This is a genomic window from Sporosarcina contaminans (assembly GCF_042679045.1).
GTDB classification, from domain to species: domain Bacteria; phylum Bacillota; class Bacilli; order Bacillales_A; family Planococcaceae; genus Sporosarcina; species Sporosarcina contaminans.
On the sequence record NZ_JBHTLT010000030.1, the window covers coordinates 1 to 18,807 of the forward strand.

Genomic DNA, 18,807 nt, shown 5'->3' on the forward strand with positions numbered 1-18,807 from the left:
TGACGGATACTAATCGATCGAGGACTTAACCTATAAGAAAAGCGGAGACGACCGTTTAACCGCTGAGGCTGGACAAAGAAAAAATTGCACGGTTGATTGATGTACGATGTCTGTTTTATCCGGTTTTGAGCGAATAAAAATACTTTTTTGTAAAAAACGCTTGAAATTTCCAGTGAGATCTGATATACTAAATCTTGTCTTGTGAAAGTAGTCCAGTGATAATGGCGAAGAGGTCACACCCGTTCCCATACCGAACACGGAAGTTAAGCTCTTCAGCGCTGATGGTAGTGAGGGGCTTCCCCTTGTGAGAGTAAGACATCGCTGGGCTGCAATTCTCAAAGAGAATGAACTATACAAAGGTCATTCGTTTCATTATTATTCCGCAGTAGCTCAGTGGTAGAGCAATCGGCTGTTAACCGATCGGTCGTAGGTTCGAGTCCTACCTGCGGAGCCAAATGGAGAGCTGTCCGAGTGGCCGAAGGAGCACGATTGGAAATCGTGTATACGCTAACCGCGTATCAAGGGTTCAAATCCCTTGCTCTCCGCCAGATTTATACAATAGATAATATACATATGGCCCCTTGGTCAAGCGGTTAAGACACCGCCCTTTCACGGCGGTAACACGGGTTCGAATCCCGTAGGGGTCACCATTCTATTTAAAGACTCGTACAACAGTACGTGACTGATTGAGCGAATGAAGCTGACGCAGTAATGCGAAGCTTATCGCACTCCCGTTAAAATTGGGAGAAGCGAGTAGAACAAGGAAGCGATTGAGTGAAAGAAGGAGCGTACAACGGTACGTGACTGATTGAGTGAATGAAGCTGACGCAGTAATGCGAAGCTTATCGCAATTTTAACCCGGAGGATTAGCTCAGCTGGGAGAGCACCTGCCTTACAAGCAGGGGGTCGGCGGTTCGAACCCGTCATCCTCCACCATAATTATTATCGCGGGGTGGAGCAAATCTCATAACGCAGAATGTGATTTGTGAAATTTACTAAAAGGAAATTTCAACTAACTCCCATAAACAGCTGGATGCGTAGGATTTAAAAGTCTTACAATTATTATTATCGCGGGGTGGAGCAGTGGTAGCTCGTCGGGCTCATAACCCGAAGGTCGCAGGTTCAAATCCTGCCCCCGCAACCAAAAGGTCCCGTGGTGTAGCGGTTAACATGCCTGCCTGTCACGCAGGAGATCGCCGGTTCGATCCCGGTCGGGACCGCCATTATATGTGGCTCAGTAGCTCAGTCGGTAGAGCAAAGGACTGAAAATCCTTGTGTCGGCGGTTCGATTCCGTCCTGAGCCACCATATTTATCACCGTGCCGGTGTAGCTCAACTGGTAGAGCAACTGACTTGTAATCAGTAGGTTGAGGGTTCAAGTCCTTTCGCCGGCACCATGCTCTTGGTGGGGTAGCGAAGTGGCTAAACGCGGCGGACTGTAAATCCGCTCCCTCCGGGTTCGGCGGTTCGAATCCGTCCCCCACCACCATCTTTACAGGGGCATAGTTTAACGGTAGAATAGAGGTCTCCAAAACCTTTGGTGTGGGTTCGATTCCTACTGCCCCTGCCATTACAGTTGCAACTCAATATTATGGCGGTTGTGGCGAAGTGGTTAACGCATCGGATTGTGGTTCCGACATTCGAGGGTTCGATTCCCTTCAGCCGCCCCATCCATGCAGTCAAACATAAATACTAATATTATGGCGATTGTGGCGAAGTGGTTAACGCATCGGATTGTGGTTCCGACATTCGAGGGTTCGATTCCCTTCAGTCGCCCCATTTAAAGCTTTGGGGTATAGCCAAGCGGTAAGGCAACGGACTTTGACTCCGTCATTCGTTGGTTCGAATCCAGCTACCCCAGTTTCGCGGAAGTAGTTCAGTGGTAGAATACGACCTTGCCAAGGTCGGGGTCGCGGGTTCGAATCCCGTCTTCCGCTCCACTTTTTCTACGGCGGCATAGCCAAGCGGTAAGGCACGGGTCTGCAACACCCTTACCACCGGTTCGATTCCGGTTGCCGCCTCCAGTATTTTATGTACGCTGTTGGATATTATCATTATATGCCCGAGTGGTGGAATGGCAGACACGTCGCACTCAAAATGCGATGCCGCGAGGCGTGCCGGTTCAAGTCCGGCCTCGGGTATCCACGGAAAAAGCACAACAGATGTTGTGCTTTTTCATTTTCATAGCTTTTCTCTATTTACTATTTGGATCTGAAAAGCCCTTGCAACCTTGCTGCAAGGGCTTTTTCCTTAGAGACCTGAGATTGGATACACATCGTTTTTTGAGAAAACAATTATTCAATACTATCGTCTATCTCAATCGCTGCTTGTCCTTTTTGTAAGACATAGGAGGTAACATCGCCTCCGCTAATGCTAGTGAACATATTCCCGCATGCTTCTGTTAGCTTATATGCTTCTTCAGCTTCCATTAACGGACGAATGAAGAATATGTGCAGTGCATCGGTCGTTTCTTCAGTAACCGCTGTACGGACCGAATCGACGAAAGGGCTGCCGAATGGGCTGTAATCATCTTTTAGTACCAAAATATTCTGAAGCGAGTTGAAGCGGCCGTTAAGACCATCATATCCATCCTCTTCGCTACCTCTGTCCAGTCGGATATTCCCTACAATTTTATGTAGATCGTAAATACCTGCTGGAATTTCGTATTGCAGAGAAAAGAAAGTATTCAAGTCGACTGCACTATGAAAGGGCATTAAATAGTTTTGCTTTTTTACTCTTCTAAAAAGAGCTTCTGCTGAAGGACGATAACGGTTCGGATCTGCACCTAACTTTTTCCAAGCATCTCGCCATTCCTTTATTCCCGAGAATTGAGTGAGCTCTTTTTGTTCTAACTCAAAAAAGAGCTGTTCTTGAAATAATTGCAAACGACCTTTTAGCATATGGGGAGATTCTGTGACGGTAATTTTGGTATAATGATTAATGCCTAATTTTAAGTTTGGTAACCGTTCAAATACTGTTGGCTCGATATCAAATCTCAATAAGATCACCCTACTATTCTTTTTGTCAATTTTATCATATAGGAGGCGGATTGGTGTGAATGTCGCTCAATTACAACAAGAAATACGAGATTATGCGATGGCCATTGGAATAGATAAAATCGGTTTCACGACTGCAGCTCCATTCCGTGAAATGAAAAATAGGCTTAGACGGCAGCAAGAGTTAGGGTTTCAATCAGGCTTTGAAGAAAAAGACATCGAAAAACGGACAAATCCTGCTCTGCTTTTAGATGAAGCTGAAAGTATTTTATCTATTGCTGTTGCTTATCCGTCCAAAATGGAGAATCCACCTAAAGGAACGAAGAGTGAACGAAGAGGGATCTTTTGCAGAGCGTCTTGGGGTGTTGATTACCATACGGTTTTACGGGAGAAGCTATCGCTCTTAGAAGATTATATTAAGGAAAGGGTACCGCAAGCACATTGCCGCTCTATGGTCGATACAGGGGAGCTAGTCGATCGGGCAGTAGCTGAAAGGGCTGGCATCGGCTGGTCCGCAAAAAATTGCTCAATTATTACTCCGGAGTTTGGGTCTTATGTTTATCTTGGCGAAATGATAACGAATATCCCATTCGCGCCAGATCGGCCTATGGAGGATGAATGTGGAGACTGTACGCTTTGTTTAGACGCCTGTCCGACTGGAGCTTTAATCCAAGGTGGGCAATTGAATGCTCAGCGTTGTATTGCATTCCTGACGCAAACGAAGCAATCCGTTCCTGAAGAATTTCGTGCAAAAATCGGAAATAGGGTTTATGGTTGCGATACATGCCAAACGATTTGTCCAAAAAATAAAAGAAAATTTAATTTACATCAAAATGCATTTCAGCCTGAACCAGAATTGGTCAAACCGCTATTAAAACCGATGCTTACTTTATCCAATAGGCAATTTAAGGAGACATATGGGCATATGTCGGGTTCATGGCGTGGGAAAAATCCTATTCAGCGGAATGCAATCATTGCACTCGCACACTTTAAAGATGAATCGGCGGTACCTGATTTAATAGGCCTAATGGAGAAAGATCCGAGACCAATGATTCGTGGCACAGCTGCATGGGCGCTTGGCCAAATAGGGAACTCGGAAGGGCTCGAAGCAGTGCAAAGAGCTTTACCGAATGAAGAAAATGAAGAAGTGTGTAGTGAAATGAGAAAAGCAATCGAGACTGTGTGAAGGAAGTGTACTTGAAATGACAATACATGTAGCTCTTTTTGAACCTTTAATCCCTGCTAATACGGGAAATATAGCAAGAACTTGTGCAGGAACTGGCACGAAGCTTCATTTAATCAAACCACTTGGTTTTTCTACAGATGATAAGATGTTAAAGAGAGCAGGGCTCGATTATTGGGAACATGTCGATATCACATATCATGAGGGACTCAATGAATTTTTTAATGCTTTTCCGGACGGAGAATTTTATTTCATTACGAAGTTTGGCAAGCAGACGTATTCTTCCTTTGATTTTACAGATACAACGAAAGACATCTTCTTTGTATTCGGCAAGGAAACGACAGGGCTTCCTGACGAAGTGGTTGCTGAAAATGAAGAGCATTGCTTGCGCATTCCGATGAATGAACATATCCGTTCATTGAATTTATCCAATACAGCAGCGATATTAATTTACGAAGCACTGCGGCAACAATCATTTTTGGACTTGAAATAATAAAACGGGACAGCCGATCATGGCATGTCCCGTTTTTTGATGCTTATTTTTTCACTTTACCAGGTTTATCTTCATAGCCGCCTGTTAGAATTGCTGATAAGAAAGCGAAGCAAACGCCCATAATAAGGATTAGTTTCATCGGGTGTACCTCCTGTAAAATCATTAGTCCTTTATATAGTATACCTTAAACGTGCTAAAATTGAAATGTCTGTCATACGTAAATGTGACATTGTTTCAACAATGATTAATGCGGCAAAAATAGAAGCTGGTAAGCAAACAGCAAGGCGAAAACATATAAAAGGACAGGAACTTGCTTCCATTTTCCTTTTACGACCTTCAATAATGGGTAGGTGATAAACCCTAATGCAATTCCCGTTGCGATGCTCGATGTTAATGGCATCGTTAAAATGACTAGAAATGCAGGGAACGCTTCATCAAACGAATCCCAATCGATATACTTTACTGTGCCGATCATTAGACTACCAACGATGATTAATGCAGGAGCTGTAATGGCGGCGACATTGGATAGGGCACCGACGACAGGACTGAAAAATGCTGCGCCAATGAATAAGACAGCTACGGTCAATGTCGTTAAACCAGTGCGTCCCCCAACCGCAACACCTGAAGAAGATTCAACATACGCAGATGTCGGGCTTGTTCCAACCATAGCGCCTGCAGTTGCGGCAATTGAATCCGCAAGCAATGCATGTCTTGCGCGAGGCAATGACTTCCCTTTCATGAGACCAGCCTGCTTTGCTACACCGATCATCGTGCCTGTCGTATCAAATAATGTCACGATAAGAAATGCGAATACAACCCCATAAAGCCCATGTGAAATCACATCTCCTACTGCCTCGATTGGATTCCAAACAATAATTCCTTCGGGGAGATGGGGCAGCTTCCATGGTGCTCCTTCAAATTGTAATTGCTTTGTGAAAAAGGCTACAATCCCAGTAAAAATCATGCCGATAAAAATGGCTCCATAAACATTCAAAGTCATTAATACAATTGTGACGAGCAATCCGAATAATGTTAAGAGTACGGGCGGTGATGTTAAATCACCTAATTTTACAAGAGTCGATTCATGTGACACAACTAAGCCGGAAAGACGCAAGCCTAAGAAAGCGATGAAAAGTCCAATGCCTGCTGTAATCCCATGCTTTAAATTTTCTGGAATGGACTCAATGAGTTTTTCACGGAAAGATGTTAAGGATAGCAGTACAAATAAAAGACCTGCAACGAATACGGCAGAAAAAGCTGTTAAATAATCAAGCTGTCCATCTGAAGCGATAACAACTGAAGCAAAATACGCATTCAACCCCATTCCGGGAGCTATCGCAATCGGATAGTTCGCAAATAACGCCATCCAAAGTGTGCCTATAACGGTTGCTACGATTGTTGCCAAGAATACTTGGTCAAATGGTACGCCGGCATCAGACAAAATGATCGGATTTACGATAACGATATACACCATAGTCAAAAAAGTAGTCATGCCCGATAGTAGTTCTGTTTTTACTGTTGTATTTTTTTCTTTAAGTTGAAACAAGTGAATATACCCCTCTCAAAACACGAACAATTTTACATGCATTTATAATATTATTCGTTTTATACACAAAAAGCAACCATTATCTTAATACAAGTTCGAAAAAAGTATTTATTCATTGTACAATTAGAGAAAATGATAAAGGAAGGTAAAGTCCATGACATCAATTTATCGCAAGGAACTCACTTTATCGAACGGTGTTGCTATGCCTCAATTAGGATTAGGAGTTTACAAAATGACTGATCCAGAAGAGACGGAGTCGGCTATTTCATATGCATTGGAAGTTGGTTATCGAGCAATAGACACTGCTGCAATTTATGAGAATGAAACCGAGACTGGAAATGCAATCCGTCAGTCGGGCATTCCGCGTGAGGAATTGTTCATTACATCGAAGGTTTGGAACAATGATCAAGGATATGATGAAACATTAAGAGCCTTTGAAGTTTCATTGGAAAAGTTGGGTGTCTCTTATTTGGACCTTTATTTGACCCATTGGCCTGTTGCTGGGAAGTTTGTAGATACGTATCGAGCGATTGAGCGTCTTTACGAGGAAAAGTTAATTCGAGCAACAGGTGTGTCCAACCACCATGCCCATCATTTGAAAGAGCTTTTTAAAACGGCAAATGTACAGCCAATGGTGAATCAAATTGAAGTTCATCCAAGGCTTACGCAGGAACCGCTAAGGGAATTTTGTGCGGAACACGGAATCGTTGTCACTTCTTGGTCTCCTCTAGCGAGAGGAAAGTTAATGGAGCATCCAACTTTGCTCCATATTGCGGCGAAGCATGGCAAAACGACTGCCCAAGTCATCATCCGGTGGCATTTGCAAAATGGATTAGTCGTCATCCCGAAAAGCGTCACTCCTAAGAGAATTAAAGAGAACATCGAAGTGGCGGATTTTGAGCTTACACTCGAAGATATGATGACGATCAATGCACTGAATATGGATGAACGAACAGGGACTAATCCCGAAAATTATGACACACTATAAATGTGACTTTCGAACCTGAGCCTTTCCTCACAATTCATAGTATACTAAGAGTAGATACAGAGTGATAGGGAGGAATTGTTTTGTTCAGAAGTAAAAAAACAGAAAAAAATGGTGATGTATTAATTGAGGAAATTGAAAAATTAAAATCTGAATATGCCAATAAAAAAGCTGAAGAGATGGATCGACTGCGCGAGTTGAAGGACGAGTTGCATGCAGCTGTTGACCAGCATGAGAAAGTGAATGCACAGCATACTGTTTTAGGGGATGCAGTAACAGAAATTGAAAAGAAATTTGACAATGTTGGCGAATTAAGCGAACAATCTACTGAAAAATCAAATGAGTTATATGAGAAAGGCTATTCTTTGGAAGAAAAAGCGCAGCGAATGGTAGAAGAGGCTACTGAAGGTACGAAAGAAGTCCATGCGACAGCAGATGTAATTAAGGAGTTAGGTAATCAAATCCAGTCTTCCGAAAAGAATATGTCGAATTTAAGTGAACGTTCCGTTGAAATCCAATCCATCGTCGGTGTCATTGAAGATATCGCTGCACAAACGAATTTATTGGCATTGAATGCTTCCATCGAAGCCGCAAGAGCAGGGGAGTCAGGAAAAGGATTTGCTGTCGTCGCGCAAGAGGTTCGTAAATTGGCAGAAAGCACATCTGACAGCACAGCGAATATTCAAACGCTGACGAATGCGTTGCGGGATGAAATTGAACAAGCTCTTGCTGCAACGAAGAAAAGTGCAGCTCTTATTGAAAAAGGCATTACCGTCAGCATGGCAACAGCAGAAAAAATGGAGCGGATCTTAGGTACTGTTGAAGAAAGCAAAATAGATATAACAGCAATTCAGGAAATGATTGAAGAGCAGAAGAAATTGGCGGAGCGGGTGAAAATGGAGCTATCGGACGCCAATTCATTATTCAGCGAAGCGCATGCACTGATTGTTGATCATATTGATGACGCGAAAGAAGTGGACTTACGCCTGGAAAATGGCATAAGGCAATTATCATTCTCATAAAAACAAGCCGGAGTCCTGTTGAGGGTCCGGCTTGTTTCAGATTGTTGACAAACGCTCGCATACTGCGAATCGAACAGCAAAGAGTTGGTTCGATTTTCCTTAATTTCTGCGTTCTTTGCAGAAATTAAGGCAGCTTTACGATTAAGCATATTTAGGTTGCCTTCCTTGACAAGCGTTTTCAAGCCAAGCTGGGCAAACATATATCTCATGACTACAAACCTTTAAAAAGACTGTAGATATAGTGAAAAGATACTTTGTTTCATACGATCCATTCAATTGTAATCGGTTTTTCTGTAATTGGATGTTCGAATGAAATCTTTTTCGCTGCCAATCGATACTGCCCGTCCTCAGTTGGACTGCCATCATATAACGTATCGCCAACAACGGGGTGGCCAATATGTGAAAAATGTACACGGATTTGATGAGTTCGGCCAGTTACTAATGAGGCTTCAACCGTCGTGGAATCAGACCTTCTCTCCATCACGCGAAAATGGGTAGTCGCTTTTTGGCCAGATGGGGATACTCTTCGTTTCGTAGAATGATGCCGATCGCGCCCGATCGGATAATTGAGCACGCCTTTCGTTCGCTTCATGACCCCTTCAACTTCTGCATGATAAATTCTCGTCACTTCATGCTGCTCCAATTTCCGATCCATGATCGATTTAGCAATTGGATGCTTTGCACATAGAATAATGCCGGAAGTCCCCTGATCTAAACGATGGATATGCTCTACGTATTCTCCGCCATTCGTCGCGATAAATTTCATCATTGCGTTCATGAACGTACCGCCATTATCTTTTTCATTCGGATGGACCGAAATGCCTGCGGGTTTTACGGCAGCGATTATATGCTCATCTTCGAAAAGTATGTTGACTCCACTTACATCATCTTGTTCATAGTCGGATTTCGCATGAAAGTGAAAATGTAAAACAGCATTTAGAGGCAAAGGAATCCGCCAATCAACCGGTTCGCCGGAAGGATCTGTCACCGCCTTGTCCATTCGCATTTGATGGACAGTTTTTTTGCCGATTTTCCACTTGTCACGTAGCAGCTTTTCAATTGTAAGCTCTTCTTCATCTACTACATAGTGAAAATAGTTCATTGGATTATTCCTCATTTATTAACATAGCGATCAAAGAAAGCTTTAATATCTTCTTCAGGATGCAAACCTGACATTCTGCCGACTTCTTTGCCGTCTTCATAATGGATGAGCGTTGGCCAAGATTTAACGCCATAAGGTTGCGCTTCTTTTCCAAACTCCAACATATTGAATTGGTAAATATGGATGCCTTCCTCTTTTGCCAAAGGCATTAGGATTGGTGTCATTTGTTGGCAATATTGGCATTCTGGAGAAAAGAAGTATGCCGTCACTGATTCCCCGGAAGACACCTTGTCATATAAATCTTCTGGAAGTACGATGTTGCTATAGTTTTCATTGCCGATTAATGCGATTGTTGATTTAGATAAGTTATCCGTTCCGTAAGGGTTATCTTTCAGTTTCTCTTTGTTTGATTGATTCGTCAAGACGACGATCAAAACAAAAATCGCAACGATGACTCCCCCGATAATAAGCAATTTCTTCATTTTGTAAACTCCTTTTGCCATTTCATCATGAACAGGCTTGTAATGAAAATAAGTATGAAAGCTAGTAGGGCCATAAATGGAATTGTAATAAACCCTAAGTAATTGACGTATTGTCCCGTACAAGGGACATTCCCGCAAGCAGGGGCACTTTCCTTCAAAAAGCTAAGTTTTTGTATACTATAATGGTAGAGCGACATGCAACCGCCAATGAGAGAAAATAATGCTGTCGTCAATGCAATGTTACTATTTTTTTGAATTAAAGCGATTCCTGAAATTAATACAAGCGGATACATTAGGATCCTTTGATACCAACATAATGTACAAGGTTCAAAGCCGCGCACTTCGGAAAAATACAATGAACCTAATGTTGCAATCAAGGAAACTGTAAAGATAAATAACAGGCTATTTTCCAATCGTTTTGGCATCTGTTCAACTCCTGTATCAAAGACTTATATATGATTATAGTGTGTGGATGGGACCATGTAAAATATTCACTCTCCTTGACTTTTTAGCCGTAACTTGGGTAAACATGGAGAGAGGTGATGAAAGATGAGCGAGGAATTTGATTTATCTTCATTTGAAATGAGTATGATTATCCGACAGATGGAAGAAAAGGATATTGAAAAGATTTTGCGTATGCAGGAAATTTGCTTTCCCGGGATGGAGCCTTGGGAGGAAGAGCATTTGAAGAGCCATTTGGCCATTTTCCCTGAGGGGCAAATCGTTGCCGAGTTGGATGGTGAAATTATCGGCTCGTGTTCGAGTTTAATGATTAACTTTGATGAATATGATGATCGACATACTTGGGATGATATTTCGGCACACGGCTACATAACGAACCATAATCCTGAGGGCTATAATCTGTACGGTATTGAAGTGATGGTCCACCCCGATTATCGACGGATGAAAGTAGGGCAGCGGCTATATGATGCAAGGAAGGAACTTGCCCAAAGGATGAACTTAAAGTCGATTATTATCGGTGGCAGGATTCCGAATTACTATCAGTATGCGAATGAAATGTCTGCAAGGGAATATGTAGAAGCAGTTACAAGGCATAAGATTTACGATCCTGTGTTGACGTTTCAACTATTGAATGATTTTACATCAATGCGCATTAATCCGAATTACTTGCCTGATGATAAGGCATCTAAGAAATATGCAACATTAATGGAATGGAATAATGTTGATTATAAAGCGACGACGAAGCGGCATTATAAGACGAGTTATCCAGTTCGCATATGTGTCGTGCAATATTTAATGCGGAAAATCTCTTCATTTGAAGAGATGGCAAATCAATGTGAGTACTTTGTCGATGTTGCATCAGACGCCAATTCCGATTTTGTAGTCTTCCCGGAAATCTTTACGACGCAGCTGATGTCTTTCTTGGACGAGCCTTCCCCGAGCCGGGCAGTCCGCAGGTTAACGGAGTTCACTCCACAATACATCGAGTTATTCACCAATTTGGCGGTTCGATACAATGTGAATATTATCGGAGGATCACACTTCGTTGAAGAAGAGGATGAAGAAGTGTATAACATCGCCTATTTGTTCCGACGGGACGGCTCAATTGAAAAGCAGTATAAAATTCATATTACGCCAAATGAGCAGAAATGGTGGGGAATTAGCCAAGGCGACTCGGTTCGTGTATTTGACACGGACTGTGGGAAAATTGCTATTCAAATTTGCTATGATATTGAATTTCCAGAGCTTGCCCGCATTGCGACCGATAAAGGGGCAAATATTATTTTTACACCTTTTTGCACGGAAGACCGGCAAGGCTATTTACGCGTTCGTTACTGTGCACAAGCCAGAGCAATCGAAAACCAAATTTACACAGTCATTTCCGGCACGGTAGGGAATTTGCCTCAAACGGAGAATATGGATATTCAATATGCGCAATCGGCCATTTTTTCCCCATCGGATTTTGAATTCGCGAGGGATGGAATTGTTGGCGAAACGAATGCCAATTTAGAGACGGTATTGATTGGCGATGTGGATCTTGAAATACTTCGTCGTCAAAGGCAGGACGGCACTGTTAAACAGCTAAAAGACCGCAGACATGACATATACCATGTAGAATATAAAAAGGATTAAAGAAAAAGAGGATTGGACTTTATCGGCATTGCACTGCTCTGGATTCGGTACACGAAAGAAAACGTTAAGAAGCATAGTATATGGGGATGCAAATCATACTTGAATTGGTGTCCCTATTTTTGTTGCTATATCAATGTTTATGGCGAATATCGATAGGAAATAGCATTACAAATGGTCAGTGAATTAGCATATAAATTTATGTGTACCTGTTAATTGCAATGAAAAAATGCTTGTTCATTGAAGTTAGAATAGTTTCTTTGTAAGTAATCACAAAATAATTGATAACATCGAAGAGGACAAGGGCCTTTGTGCTAAAATTGTTGATAAGAGGACGGCTTATTTAACAAACGGAGCCAGACAGGAACTGGAGTGATAAAAAATGGCAAGTCAGGTTTTCGGTATGCTTGTTCTTTGGATTGTAGGGTTATTCATTCTATATCTTGTGATTTTTAAAGCTGTCAAAGATGGAATTAACAGGTCGGTTTTAGGGCAATCTCTCGAAAAACCATCCGACCAAGGAGTAAATAAGAAATCATGGCTTGACGATGATTTAGATAATTAACGATTTAGTCTGTAGCTGCAGTCGGAAACGTTTGTGGAACAAAGGATAGGGCAAGAAAAAATGCTTAGGCATAAAAAACCTAAGCATTTTTTCTTGCTTTTCAACTGTCAATTCGGTTGTGAACGATACGCGATAGTTGATAGTTGGGATGTATTCTTATGTGTTCTCCCCATCAACCGAACCTGTTACAGAAAGATGGATGCTTTTCTATTACGATTCGATGGAAAGGTCTGCTGTACCTTTCACTTCTTTATCGCTATGTTTCATGGCTTCCAAGTACAGGATATGATGGCCTTCGACATCTTTAACTGTAAATTCATAGCCTTGTTCAATGATTTTCTCGCCTGGTACGGCTTCGAAACGTTCTGACATGAACCAGCCGCCAATCGTGTCGATATCTTCTTCGTCAATATCAATATCGAGCACTTCGTTGACATTTTCAATCAACATTTTAGCGTCTAATATATAGTGGTCTTTATTGATCATTTGAACTTCCGGAACCTCGTCCATATCGAATTCATCTTGGATTTCTCCGACGATTTCTTCCAATATGTCTTCAATTGTTACAAGACCGGATGTACCGCCGTATTCATCCATTAATATCGCCATATGGATTCTTTCCCGCTGGATCTTTAGGAGCAGATCACCGATCGGCATCGTTTCAATCACTTTTATGACGGGCTGGACATATTCGCTAATTTTCTGCTCGCCTGTTGCCGAGTCTTTAATGTATGCGGTTAAAAGATTTTTCATATTGACAAGACCGATGACGTGGTCCTTATCGCCATCTGTGACAGGATAGCGTGTGTACTGTTCAACACCGACCATTTCAAACATTTCACGCATGCTCATATCTTTATCAATTGTCATCATTTCTGTCCTTGGCACCATGATCTCTTTCGCGACACGATCGTCAAACTCAAAAATCTTATTGACAAATTTATATTCGGACTGGTTGATTTCTCCGCCTTTTAGACTGTCTGACAGAATCATTCGTAATTCTTCTTCTGAATGGACGACTTCGGATTCTGAAACAGTTTTGTACCCTAAGAGGCGGGCGATTAATCTTGCAGAGCCGTTCATCCCTTTTATAACGGGATACATAATGTTATGAAATAGTATTAGCGGCCGTGCAACGGATAAAGTGATGGCTTCGGCACGCTGAATTGCTATTGTTTTAGGAGCCAATTCACCTACAACGACATGTAAAAATGTCACAACTGTGAATGCGATGGCGAATGAGAGTATCGTTGCCACATTCGGGGCTAAATCAAAATATGAAAACAACGGTTTAAGAAGCAGCTTTACAGTAGGCTCTCCTAACATACCAAGCCCCAAAGCAGTTATAGTAATCCCTAATTGGCAGGCGGATAAATACTCATCTAAATTTCCTACAACTTTTTTGGCCGTTATAGCTTTACGGTTACCTTCTGCAACAAGCTGGTTAATCCGTGTTGTTCTTACTTTCACGATTGCAAATTCGCTCGCAACAAAAAATGCGGTGAGTGCGATCAAGGCAGCAAATGCTGCCAATCGTATGGCAATTTCCAAATAGACTTACTTTGCCCATCGCCCAAATGAGGGGTAGAACAAAGTGTACACCTCCTGTAAGGATAAAATAGTTAGTTAAGATTATGATAATTTATTTGAAAGAAAAAAACAAATGGTTTTGCCTGAGATGAAAAATAAAACGATAAGGAGAAAGTCGTGGCTATTATGAAGGAAAAGAAAGAGGGTTAGCACTGCAATAATTATTGCTGCAATGCCAACCTTGTAGACATATAATGTGAATTTGCCGTGGGGAGAGACAGAAAAAAGAGGAATAGCAATCAATGGATGAGCATACATATTGTTCATGCCATTCTTTCCCCTTAATTGAGCTAAAAGGTTATGACAGTCCATACCCGATGAATGAGATATAAAACTAGTTAAAAAATGCATTGACAAATGAAAAACAGTTCGGTAATGTAGAATTATTCGAAAAACGAAATAGTGCAGGAGGTGCGGAAAATGAAAAAAGTACAAATCGTTGTTTCACAAAAATTCAATAAAAAATCCGTACCGAACTGGATAACAATTTTGTAAAAATAATTGAAACAGGATGGTACATTTACCGTCCTTTTTTACGAGCACACGCTTATTATAGGAGGCGTGTGTTTTTTAATCTTTCTTTGTAAAGAAAATTCGGTGTTTTCACGCTATGCGTGTAACATAAATTAATCATTGGGAAAGGAGTGCTGCGGTATGACAATGATGATGCAGCTACGGAAAATTTTAAAAAAGGAATCTATTGAAAGTGGATAGTTGTTACTGAAGAAGGAAGAGGGTAGACAAATATGTTTTCTGTATTATTTAAATTAAAGTGGTTTTTCAAAGAGAATCGCAAGCGTTACACGGTTGCGCTAATTTTGCTAATGTTAGCCAACGTACTTGTCATTTTGCCGCCTTGGATTATCGGGCAAGCGATTGATGCAATTCATACAGATACGATGACGTCAAGACTGTTAGTTATTTTCATCGGCGCAATGTTTACGATAATGGCGATTTCGTATGCAGGAAATTTCGTTTGGCAATATCAACTTTTCGGCGGTGCCTATGTTATTGAGAGGCAGCTGAGAACGAGGCTCATGCGCCATTTCTTGAAAATGACCCCGACGTTTTATGAAAAGAATAAGACAGGCGACTTGATGGCCAGATCGACAAATGATTTACGGGCAATTTCGGAAACAGCCGGCTTTGGCATTATGACTTTAGTTGATTCGACGGCTTACTTAGGTACTTTAATCATTACAATGGGATTCGTCGTTTCCTGGAAGCTGACGCTTGCGGCAATTTTACCGTTGCCGATATTAGCTTATATTTTACAAGTATTAGGAAGGAAAATTCATGAACGCTATATGACAGCGCAGCAAGCGTTCGGCGATCTGAATGACAATGTCCTTGAAGCGGTTGCAGGTGTACGTGTAGTCCGTGCCTATGTACAGGAGCGGGAAACTGAAAAGCGCTTTGCTGAAATGACAGAGGATGTTTATCAAAAAAATATGCATGTGGAAAAGATCGATGCGCTCTTTATGCCTTTTTCGAAAGTGTTTACCGCATTGACGTATATGATTGGTTTAGGATATGGGGCATACTTAGTGTCGATTGGCGACATGACTTTAGGGAACTTGGTTACGTTCAATGTCTATTTAGGCATGATTGTCTGGCCGATGTTTGCGATCGGAGAATTGATCAACGTTTTGCAAAGAGGGAATGCCTCATTGGACCGTGTAATGGAAACTTTAGAGTATGAAGAAGATGTGAAAGACCCAGTTGAGCCTTCGAATGTCGACCAACCGGAAAGTGTTGGCTTTGACGATGTAAGCTTCACTTATCCGATGTCTCATGCGGTCAATTTGGATCATATCCAGTTGCGGTTAGAAAGAGGGCAAACTTTAGGGATTGTTGGAAAGACCGGCAGCGGGAAAACAACTTTCATCAAGCAATTGTTGCGGGAGTATCCTGTTGGGGACGGAGAAATTTCATTCTCAGACATTTCTTTGCGTTCATTGAAAAAGGATCAAGTCCGGGATTGGATCGGCTATGTTCCGCAGGATCATGTCTTATTTTCTCGATCTGTCCGTGACAACATATTATTCGGCAGGCCGGATGCAACTGAAGAGGACATTGCAGAGGCAATCCGCCTATCGCATTTTGAGAAGGATTTGCAAATGTTGCCGTCTGGCCTTGATACACTTGTAGGAGAAAAAGGCGTTGCGTTATCGGGCGGTCAAAAACAACGGATTTCAATCGCACGTGCTCTCGTTAAAAACCCTGAAATTCTTATCTTAGATGATTCGCTGTCCGCAGTCGATGCGAAGACAGAAGCAAAAATCATCGAAAATATTCAGGCGGAGCGTTCAGGAAAGACGACGATCATTACGACGCATCGTTTATCTGCAATTCAGCATGCGGATTGGATCATTGTCTTAAATGATGGACGTGTCATTGAAGAAGGAAGACATGAAGACTTGCTTGCGAATAACGGATGGTACAAAGAACAGTTCGACCGCCAGCAGATCGGGGAGGTTGAATAAGATGGGAACGGGAAGAAGATTACTTCAATATGCGTTGGATTATAAAAAGTTATTAATTGCAGGGCTAATCCTGCTAGCTTTCGCAGTCGGCGCAGATTTGATGGGGCCGATGATTGCAAAGCAAATTATCGATGATCATATTGCGACTTCAATCGATCAGTCGATCAATTTTGAACCGATTGCCAAACTATTGGCAGTATTTTTCGGCTTGGCATTGGTGACAGCGGTATTGAGATATTTTCAATATCTTTTATTGCAAAATGCGGCGAACCGGATTATCCAAAAAATGCGCAATGAGTTGTACAGCCATATACAAACATTGCCAATCCGCTATTTTGATAATTTGCCTGCAGGTAAAGTGGTGGCAAGGATTACAAATGATACGGAAGCAATACGGAACCTGTATGTAACCGTCGTTTCACAATTTGCAATTAGCGGTATGTATATGTTAGGGATTTTCATTGCCCTGTTTTATTTGGATCCTAAAATGGGAGCCATCACGCTGTTCGTATTGCCGGTGCTTTACATTTGGATGAAGCTTTACAGAAGATTTGCAGCGAAAGTGAATCATATTATCCGGAGCAAAAACAGTGAAATGAATGCGATGATCAATGAATCGATCAATGGAATGACAATCATTCAAGCTTTCCGCCGAGAAAAGCAAATGGATGGCGAGTTCAATGAATTGAACGAACAGCATTATCATTATCAAAGCAAACTGTTGAAAGTGGAAGCTGCGACATCGCATAACTTAGTCGATATTATTCGTTCTTTGGCGTTTGTGTTTTTAATTTGGTATTTTGGCGGTGCTTCAATAAATGCTGAAAGTATCGTCACTGTCGGTATGCTCTATGCATTCGTCGATTATATTACCCGTTTATTCAACCCGATTACTGGGGTGGTTAACCAATTTGCGCGTCTTGAGCATTCTTTAGTTGCAGCGGAGCGTGTCTTCGATTTAATGGATCGGAGCGGGGAACCGGTCAGCGATGAAAAGATTGAACGATATCGTGGAAATGTCCGATTTGAGAATGTTTGGTTCGCTTATAAAGATGAAGAATATGTTTTGAAAGATATATCATTCGAAGCGAAGCAAGGGGAGACTGTAGCATTAGTCGGTCATACCGGCTCAGGGAAAAGCTCAATTATGAACTTGCTCTTCCGTTTCTACGATGTGTCGAAAGGGAAAATTACAATTGACGGCATGAATATCGGAGAAATATCGAGGCAAACGATCCGTGATCATATGGGAATCGTATTGCAAGACCCTTATTTGTTCAGCGGCACTGTTGAATCGAATATTAGTTTAGGTGATGAGAGCATTTCCCGGGAAAAGGTCCAGGAAGCACTTGATGCGGTCGGAGGAGAACGCGTGTTGAAACATTTGCCAGGCGGTATAGATGAGCCGGTTATCGAAAAGGGCAGCACCTTATCCTCTGGACAGCGGCAACTTATTTCGTTCGCACGAGCATTGGCCTTCGATCCGGCAATCTTAATTTTGGATGAAGCAACTTCTAACATCGACACAGAAACCGAAGAAATCATCCAGCATGCCATGGATGTCCTGAAGAAGGGGCGCACGACGTTCATTATCGCCCATAGACTTTCAACTATTAAAAATGCAGATCGCATTTTAGTATTGGACCGTGGTGAAATTGTCGAACAAGGCACTCATGATGAATTGTTATCGCTTGGCGGGCAATATGCACAAATGTATAAATTGCAAACGAACAATGGAGCAAAAGTAGGGTAAAATGTAAAAGGTCCGGTTTAGCCGGGCCTTTTTGCGTTAGCTTGCTACAATCTATAAATCGCTAATAGGGAGAACAACACTTTTTACCGCAATTCAGATTGCTATTCGCGTAAAATTACTTTCTACACATTAACAGATAGGAGAACGCATAAATTGCAGCAGAAACGCATAAATCCGCTATCTTCCGCATAACCATATCTTCGCCCCGCAAAGACAGACAGGGGAACGCATAAATTGCTACAGAAACGCATAAATCCGCTCTCTTCCGCCTAACCTTGTCATTGCCCCGCAAAGACAGATAGGGGACCGCATAAATTGCTACAGAAGCGCATAAATCCGCTCTCTTCCGCCTAACCTTGTCATTGCCCCGCAAAGACAGATAGGAGAACGCATAAATTGCAGCAGAAGTGCATAAATCCGCTCTCTTCCGCCTAACCTTGTCATTGCCCCGCAAAGACAGACAGGGGACCGCATAAATTGTATTAAAAACGCATAAATCCGCTCTCTCCCGCCT

15 protein-coding genes, 16 tRNA genes and 1 rRNA gene are annotated in these 18,807 nt (G+C 42.0%); 25 read left to right on the plus strand and 7 right to left on the minus strand.

Features of this window, described 5'->3' with window-relative positions:
* Nucleotides 1-211: 211 nt before the first annotated feature.
* The 17 genes from rrf to ACFQ38_RS06530 all read left to right on the plus strand — a co-directional run bounded on the left by rrf (nt 212) and on the right by ACFQ38_RS06530 (nt 2,140).
* A 5S ribosomal RNA gene (gene rrf / locus ACFQ38_RS06450) occupies nt 212-327 on the plus strand.
* 52 nt (nt 328-379) lie between these two features.
* A tRNA-Asn gene (locus tag ACFQ38_RS06455) sits at nt 380-454 on the plus strand.
* Between the two features lie 3 nt (nt 455-457).
* Nucleotides 458-548 (plus strand) — tRNA-Ser (locus ACFQ38_RS06460).
* A gap of 27 nt (nt 549-575) precedes the next feature.
* Nucleotides 576-650, plus strand: a tRNA-Glu gene (locus tag ACFQ38_RS06465).
* Between the two features lie 210 nt (nt 651-860).
* A tRNA-Val gene (locus tag ACFQ38_RS06470) sits at nt 861-936 on the plus strand.
* A 133-nt stretch (nt 937-1,069) separates the two neighbouring features.
* Nucleotides 1,070-1,144, plus strand: a tRNA-Met gene (locus ACFQ38_RS06475).
* Between the two features lie 3 nt (nt 1,145-1,147).
* Nucleotides 1,148-1,223 (plus strand) — tRNA-Asp (locus ACFQ38_RS06480).
* 8 nt (nt 1,224-1,231) lie between these two features.
* A tRNA-Phe gene (locus ACFQ38_RS06485) sits at nt 1,232-1,307 on the plus strand.
* A 13-nt stretch (nt 1,308-1,320) separates the two neighbouring features.
* A tRNA-Thr gene (locus tag ACFQ38_RS06490) sits at nt 1,321-1,396 on the plus strand.
* Between the two features lie 7 nt (nt 1,397-1,403).
* Nucleotides 1,404-1,488 (plus strand) — tRNA-Tyr (locus ACFQ38_RS06495).
* A 7-nt stretch (nt 1,489-1,495) separates the two neighbouring features.
* A tRNA-Trp gene (locus ACFQ38_RS06500) sits at nt 1,496-1,569 on the plus strand.
* 24 nt (nt 1,570-1,593) lie between these two features.
* Nucleotides 1,594-1,669, plus strand: a tRNA-His gene (locus tag ACFQ38_RS06505).
* A gap of 33 nt (nt 1,670-1,702) precedes the next feature.
* A tRNA-His gene (locus ACFQ38_RS06510) sits at nt 1,703-1,778 on the plus strand.
* A 10-nt stretch (nt 1,779-1,788) separates the two neighbouring features.
* A tRNA-Gln gene (locus tag ACFQ38_RS06515) sits at nt 1,789-1,860 on the plus strand.
* Between the two features lie 4 nt (nt 1,861-1,864).
* Nucleotides 1,865-1,939, plus strand: a tRNA-Gly gene (locus ACFQ38_RS06520).
* A gap of 10 nt (nt 1,940-1,949) precedes the next feature.
* Nucleotides 1,950-2,023 (plus strand) — tRNA-Cys (locus tag ACFQ38_RS06525).
* A gap of 36 nt (nt 2,024-2,059) precedes the next feature.
* Nucleotides 2,060-2,140: transfer RNA gene (locus ACFQ38_RS06530), tRNA-Leu, on the plus strand.
* A 153-nt stretch (nt 2,141-2,293) separates the two neighbouring features.
* Here the strand turns inward: ACFQ38_RS06530 and ACFQ38_RS06535 are convergent.
* Entirely contained in the window at nt 2,294-2,998 is a 705-nt protein-coding gene (locus ACFQ38_RS06535) for a B3/B4 domain-containing protein (protein ID WP_381480116.1), read from the minus strand.
* Nucleotides 2,999-3,053: 55 nt separating this feature from the next.
* On the opposite strand from ACFQ38_RS06535, the gene queG reads away from it, so the two are divergent.
* Together queG and trmL are read left to right on the plus strand one after the other, a co-directional pair.
* Entirely contained in the window at nt 3,054-4,181 is a 1,128-nt protein-coding gene (queG, locus tag ACFQ38_RS06540) for a tRNA epoxyqueuosine(34) reductase QueG (protein ID WP_381480117.1), read from the plus strand.
* Between the two features lie 16 nt (nt 4,182-4,197).
* Nucleotides 4,198-4,671 carry a tRNA (uridine(34)/cytosine(34)/5-carboxymethylaminomethyluridine(34)-2'-O)-methyltransferase TrmL gene (gene trmL, locus ACFQ38_RS06545; RefSeq protein ID WP_336823850.1) on the plus strand — a complete coding sequence of 158 codons (474 nt, stop codon included), beginning with the start codon at nt 4,198-4,200 and terminating at the stop codon, nt 4,669-4,671.
* A 244-nt stretch (nt 4,672-4,915) separates the two neighbouring features.
* Here trmL and ACFQ38_RS06550 read toward each other — a convergent pair whose 3' ends face one another.
* On the minus strand, nt 4,916-6,217 hold the full coding sequence (locus ACFQ38_RS06550; RefSeq protein WP_381480118.1) for an NCS2 family permease: 1,302 nt from the start codon (nt 6,215-6,217) through the stop codon (nt 4,916-4,918).
* Nucleotides 6,218-6,371: 154 nt separating this feature from the next.
* Here ACFQ38_RS06550 and ACFQ38_RS06555 point away from each other — a divergent pair, with 154 nt between their 5' ends.
* Nucleotides 6,372-7,205: an aldo/keto reductase gene (locus ACFQ38_RS06555; RefSeq protein WP_381480119.1), complete on the plus strand. Its 834-nt coding sequence runs from the start codon at nt 6,372-6,374 to the stop codon at nt 7,203-7,205.
* Nucleotides 7,206-7,285: 80 nt separating this feature from the next.
* The gene (locus ACFQ38_RS06560) at nt 7,286-8,224 is read left to right on the plus strand and encodes a methyl-accepting chemotaxis protein (protein WP_381480120.1); all 939 of its coding nucleotides are present in this window, start codon (nt 7,286-7,288) and stop codon (nt 8,222-8,224) included.
* A 259-nt stretch (nt 8,225-8,483) separates the two neighbouring features.
* On the opposite strand, the gene ACFQ38_RS06565 is transcribed toward ACFQ38_RS06560, so the two are convergent.
* The 3 genes from ACFQ38_RS06565 to ACFQ38_RS06575 are packed head-to-tail and all read right to left on the minus strand — an operon-like array spanning nt 8,484 to nt 10,233.
* Complete coding sequence (locus ACFQ38_RS06565; RefSeq protein WP_381480121.1) at nt 8,484-9,326, minus strand: RluA family pseudouridine synthase; 843 nt, start codon at nt 9,324-9,326, stop codon at nt 8,484-8,486.
* A gap of 11 nt (nt 9,327-9,337) precedes the next feature.
* Entirely contained in the window at nt 9,338-9,808 is a 471-nt protein-coding gene (locus tag ACFQ38_RS06570; protein WP_381480122.1) for a thioredoxin family protein, read from the minus strand.
* Nucleotides 9,805-10,233 (minus strand): disulfide oxidoreductase, encoded by a 429-nt coding sequence (locus tag ACFQ38_RS06575; protein WP_381480124.1) that lies wholly within the window; start codon nt 10,231-10,233, stop codon nt 9,805-9,807. The genes ACFQ38_RS06570 and ACFQ38_RS06575 overlap by 4 nt, the downstream gene beginning before the upstream one ends.
* Before the next feature lie 124 nt (nt 10,234-10,357).
* Between ACFQ38_RS06575 and ACFQ38_RS06580 the strand changes: the two genes are divergently transcribed.
* The gene (locus ACFQ38_RS06580) at nt 10,358-11,902 is read left to right on the plus strand and encodes a GNAT family N-acetyltransferase (protein ID WP_381480125.1); all 1,545 of its coding nucleotides are present in this window, start codon (nt 10,358-10,360) and stop codon (nt 11,900-11,902) included.
* Between the two features lie 379 nt (nt 11,903-12,281).
* Complete coding sequence (locus ACFQ38_RS06585) at nt 12,282-12,464, plus strand: hypothetical protein (protein ID WP_336823858.1); 183 nt, start codon at nt 12,282-12,284, stop codon at nt 12,462-12,464.
* Between the two features lie 210 nt (nt 12,465-12,674).
* Here ACFQ38_RS06585 and ACFQ38_RS06590 read toward each other — a convergent pair whose 3' ends face one another.
* Nucleotides 12,675-14,015, minus strand: coding sequence for a hemolysin family protein (locus ACFQ38_RS06590; RefSeq protein ID WP_336823859.1), 1,341 nt, complete (start codon nt 14,013-14,015; stop codon nt 12,675-12,677).
* 785 nt (nt 14,016-14,800) lie between these two features.
* On the opposite strand from ACFQ38_RS06590, the gene ACFQ38_RS06595 reads away from it, so the two are divergent.
* Nucleotides 14,801-16,540: an ABC transporter ATP-binding protein gene (locus ACFQ38_RS06595; protein ID WP_381480126.1), complete on the plus strand. Its 1,740-nt coding sequence runs from the start codon at nt 14,801-14,803 to the stop codon at nt 16,538-16,540.
* A 1-nt stretch (nt 16,541) separates the two neighbouring features.
* On the plus strand, nt 16,542-18,293 hold the full coding sequence (locus ACFQ38_RS06600; RefSeq protein ID WP_336823861.1) for an ABC transporter ATP-binding protein: 1,752 nt from the start codon (nt 16,542-16,544) through the stop codon (nt 18,291-18,293).
* Nucleotides 18,294-18,611: 318 nt separating this feature from the next.
* Here the strand turns inward: ACFQ38_RS06600 and ACFQ38_RS06605 are convergent.
* On the minus strand, nt 18,612-18,807 hold a 196-nt coding region (locus tag ACFQ38_RS06605), incomplete at its 5' end, for a hypothetical protein (protein WP_381480127.1).

Bases quoted from the DNA above. Each gene is read 5' to 3' on its own strand.
- trmL (WP_336823850.1), top strand. From the start codon at position 4,198: ATGACAATACATGTAGCTCTTTTTGAACCTTTAATCCCTGCTAATACG.
- ACFQ38_RS06595 (WP_381480126.1), top strand. From the start codon at position 14,801: ATGTTTTCTGTATTATTTAAATTAAAGTGGTTTTTCAAAGAGAATCGC.
- ACFQ38_RS06575 (WP_381480124.1), bottom strand. From the start codon at position 10,233: ATGCCAAAACGATTGGAAAATAGCCTGTTATTTATCTTTACAGTTTCC.
- ACFQ38_RS06570 (WP_381480122.1), bottom strand. From the start codon at position 9,808: ATGAAGAAATTGCTTATTATCGGGGGAGTCATCGTTGCGATTTTTGTT.
- ACFQ38_RS06565 (WP_381480121.1), bottom strand. From the start codon at position 9,326: ATGAACTATTTTCACTATGTAGTAGATGAAGAAGAGCTTACAATTGAA.
- ACFQ38_RS06600 (WP_336823861.1), top strand. From the start codon at position 16,542: ATGGGAACGGGAAGAAGATTACTTCAATATGCGTTGGATTATAAAAAG.
- ACFQ38_RS06555 (WP_381480119.1), top strand. From the start codon at position 6,372: ATGACATCAATTTATCGCAAGGAACTCACTTTATCGAACGGTGTTGCT.
- ACFQ38_RS06580 (WP_381480125.1), top strand. From the start codon at position 10,358: ATGAGCGAGGAATTTGATTTATCTTCATTTGAAATGAGTATGATTATC.
- ACFQ38_RS06585 (WP_336823858.1), top strand. From the start codon at position 12,282: ATGGCAAGTCAGGTTTTCGGTATGCTTGTTCTTTGGATTGTAGGGTTA.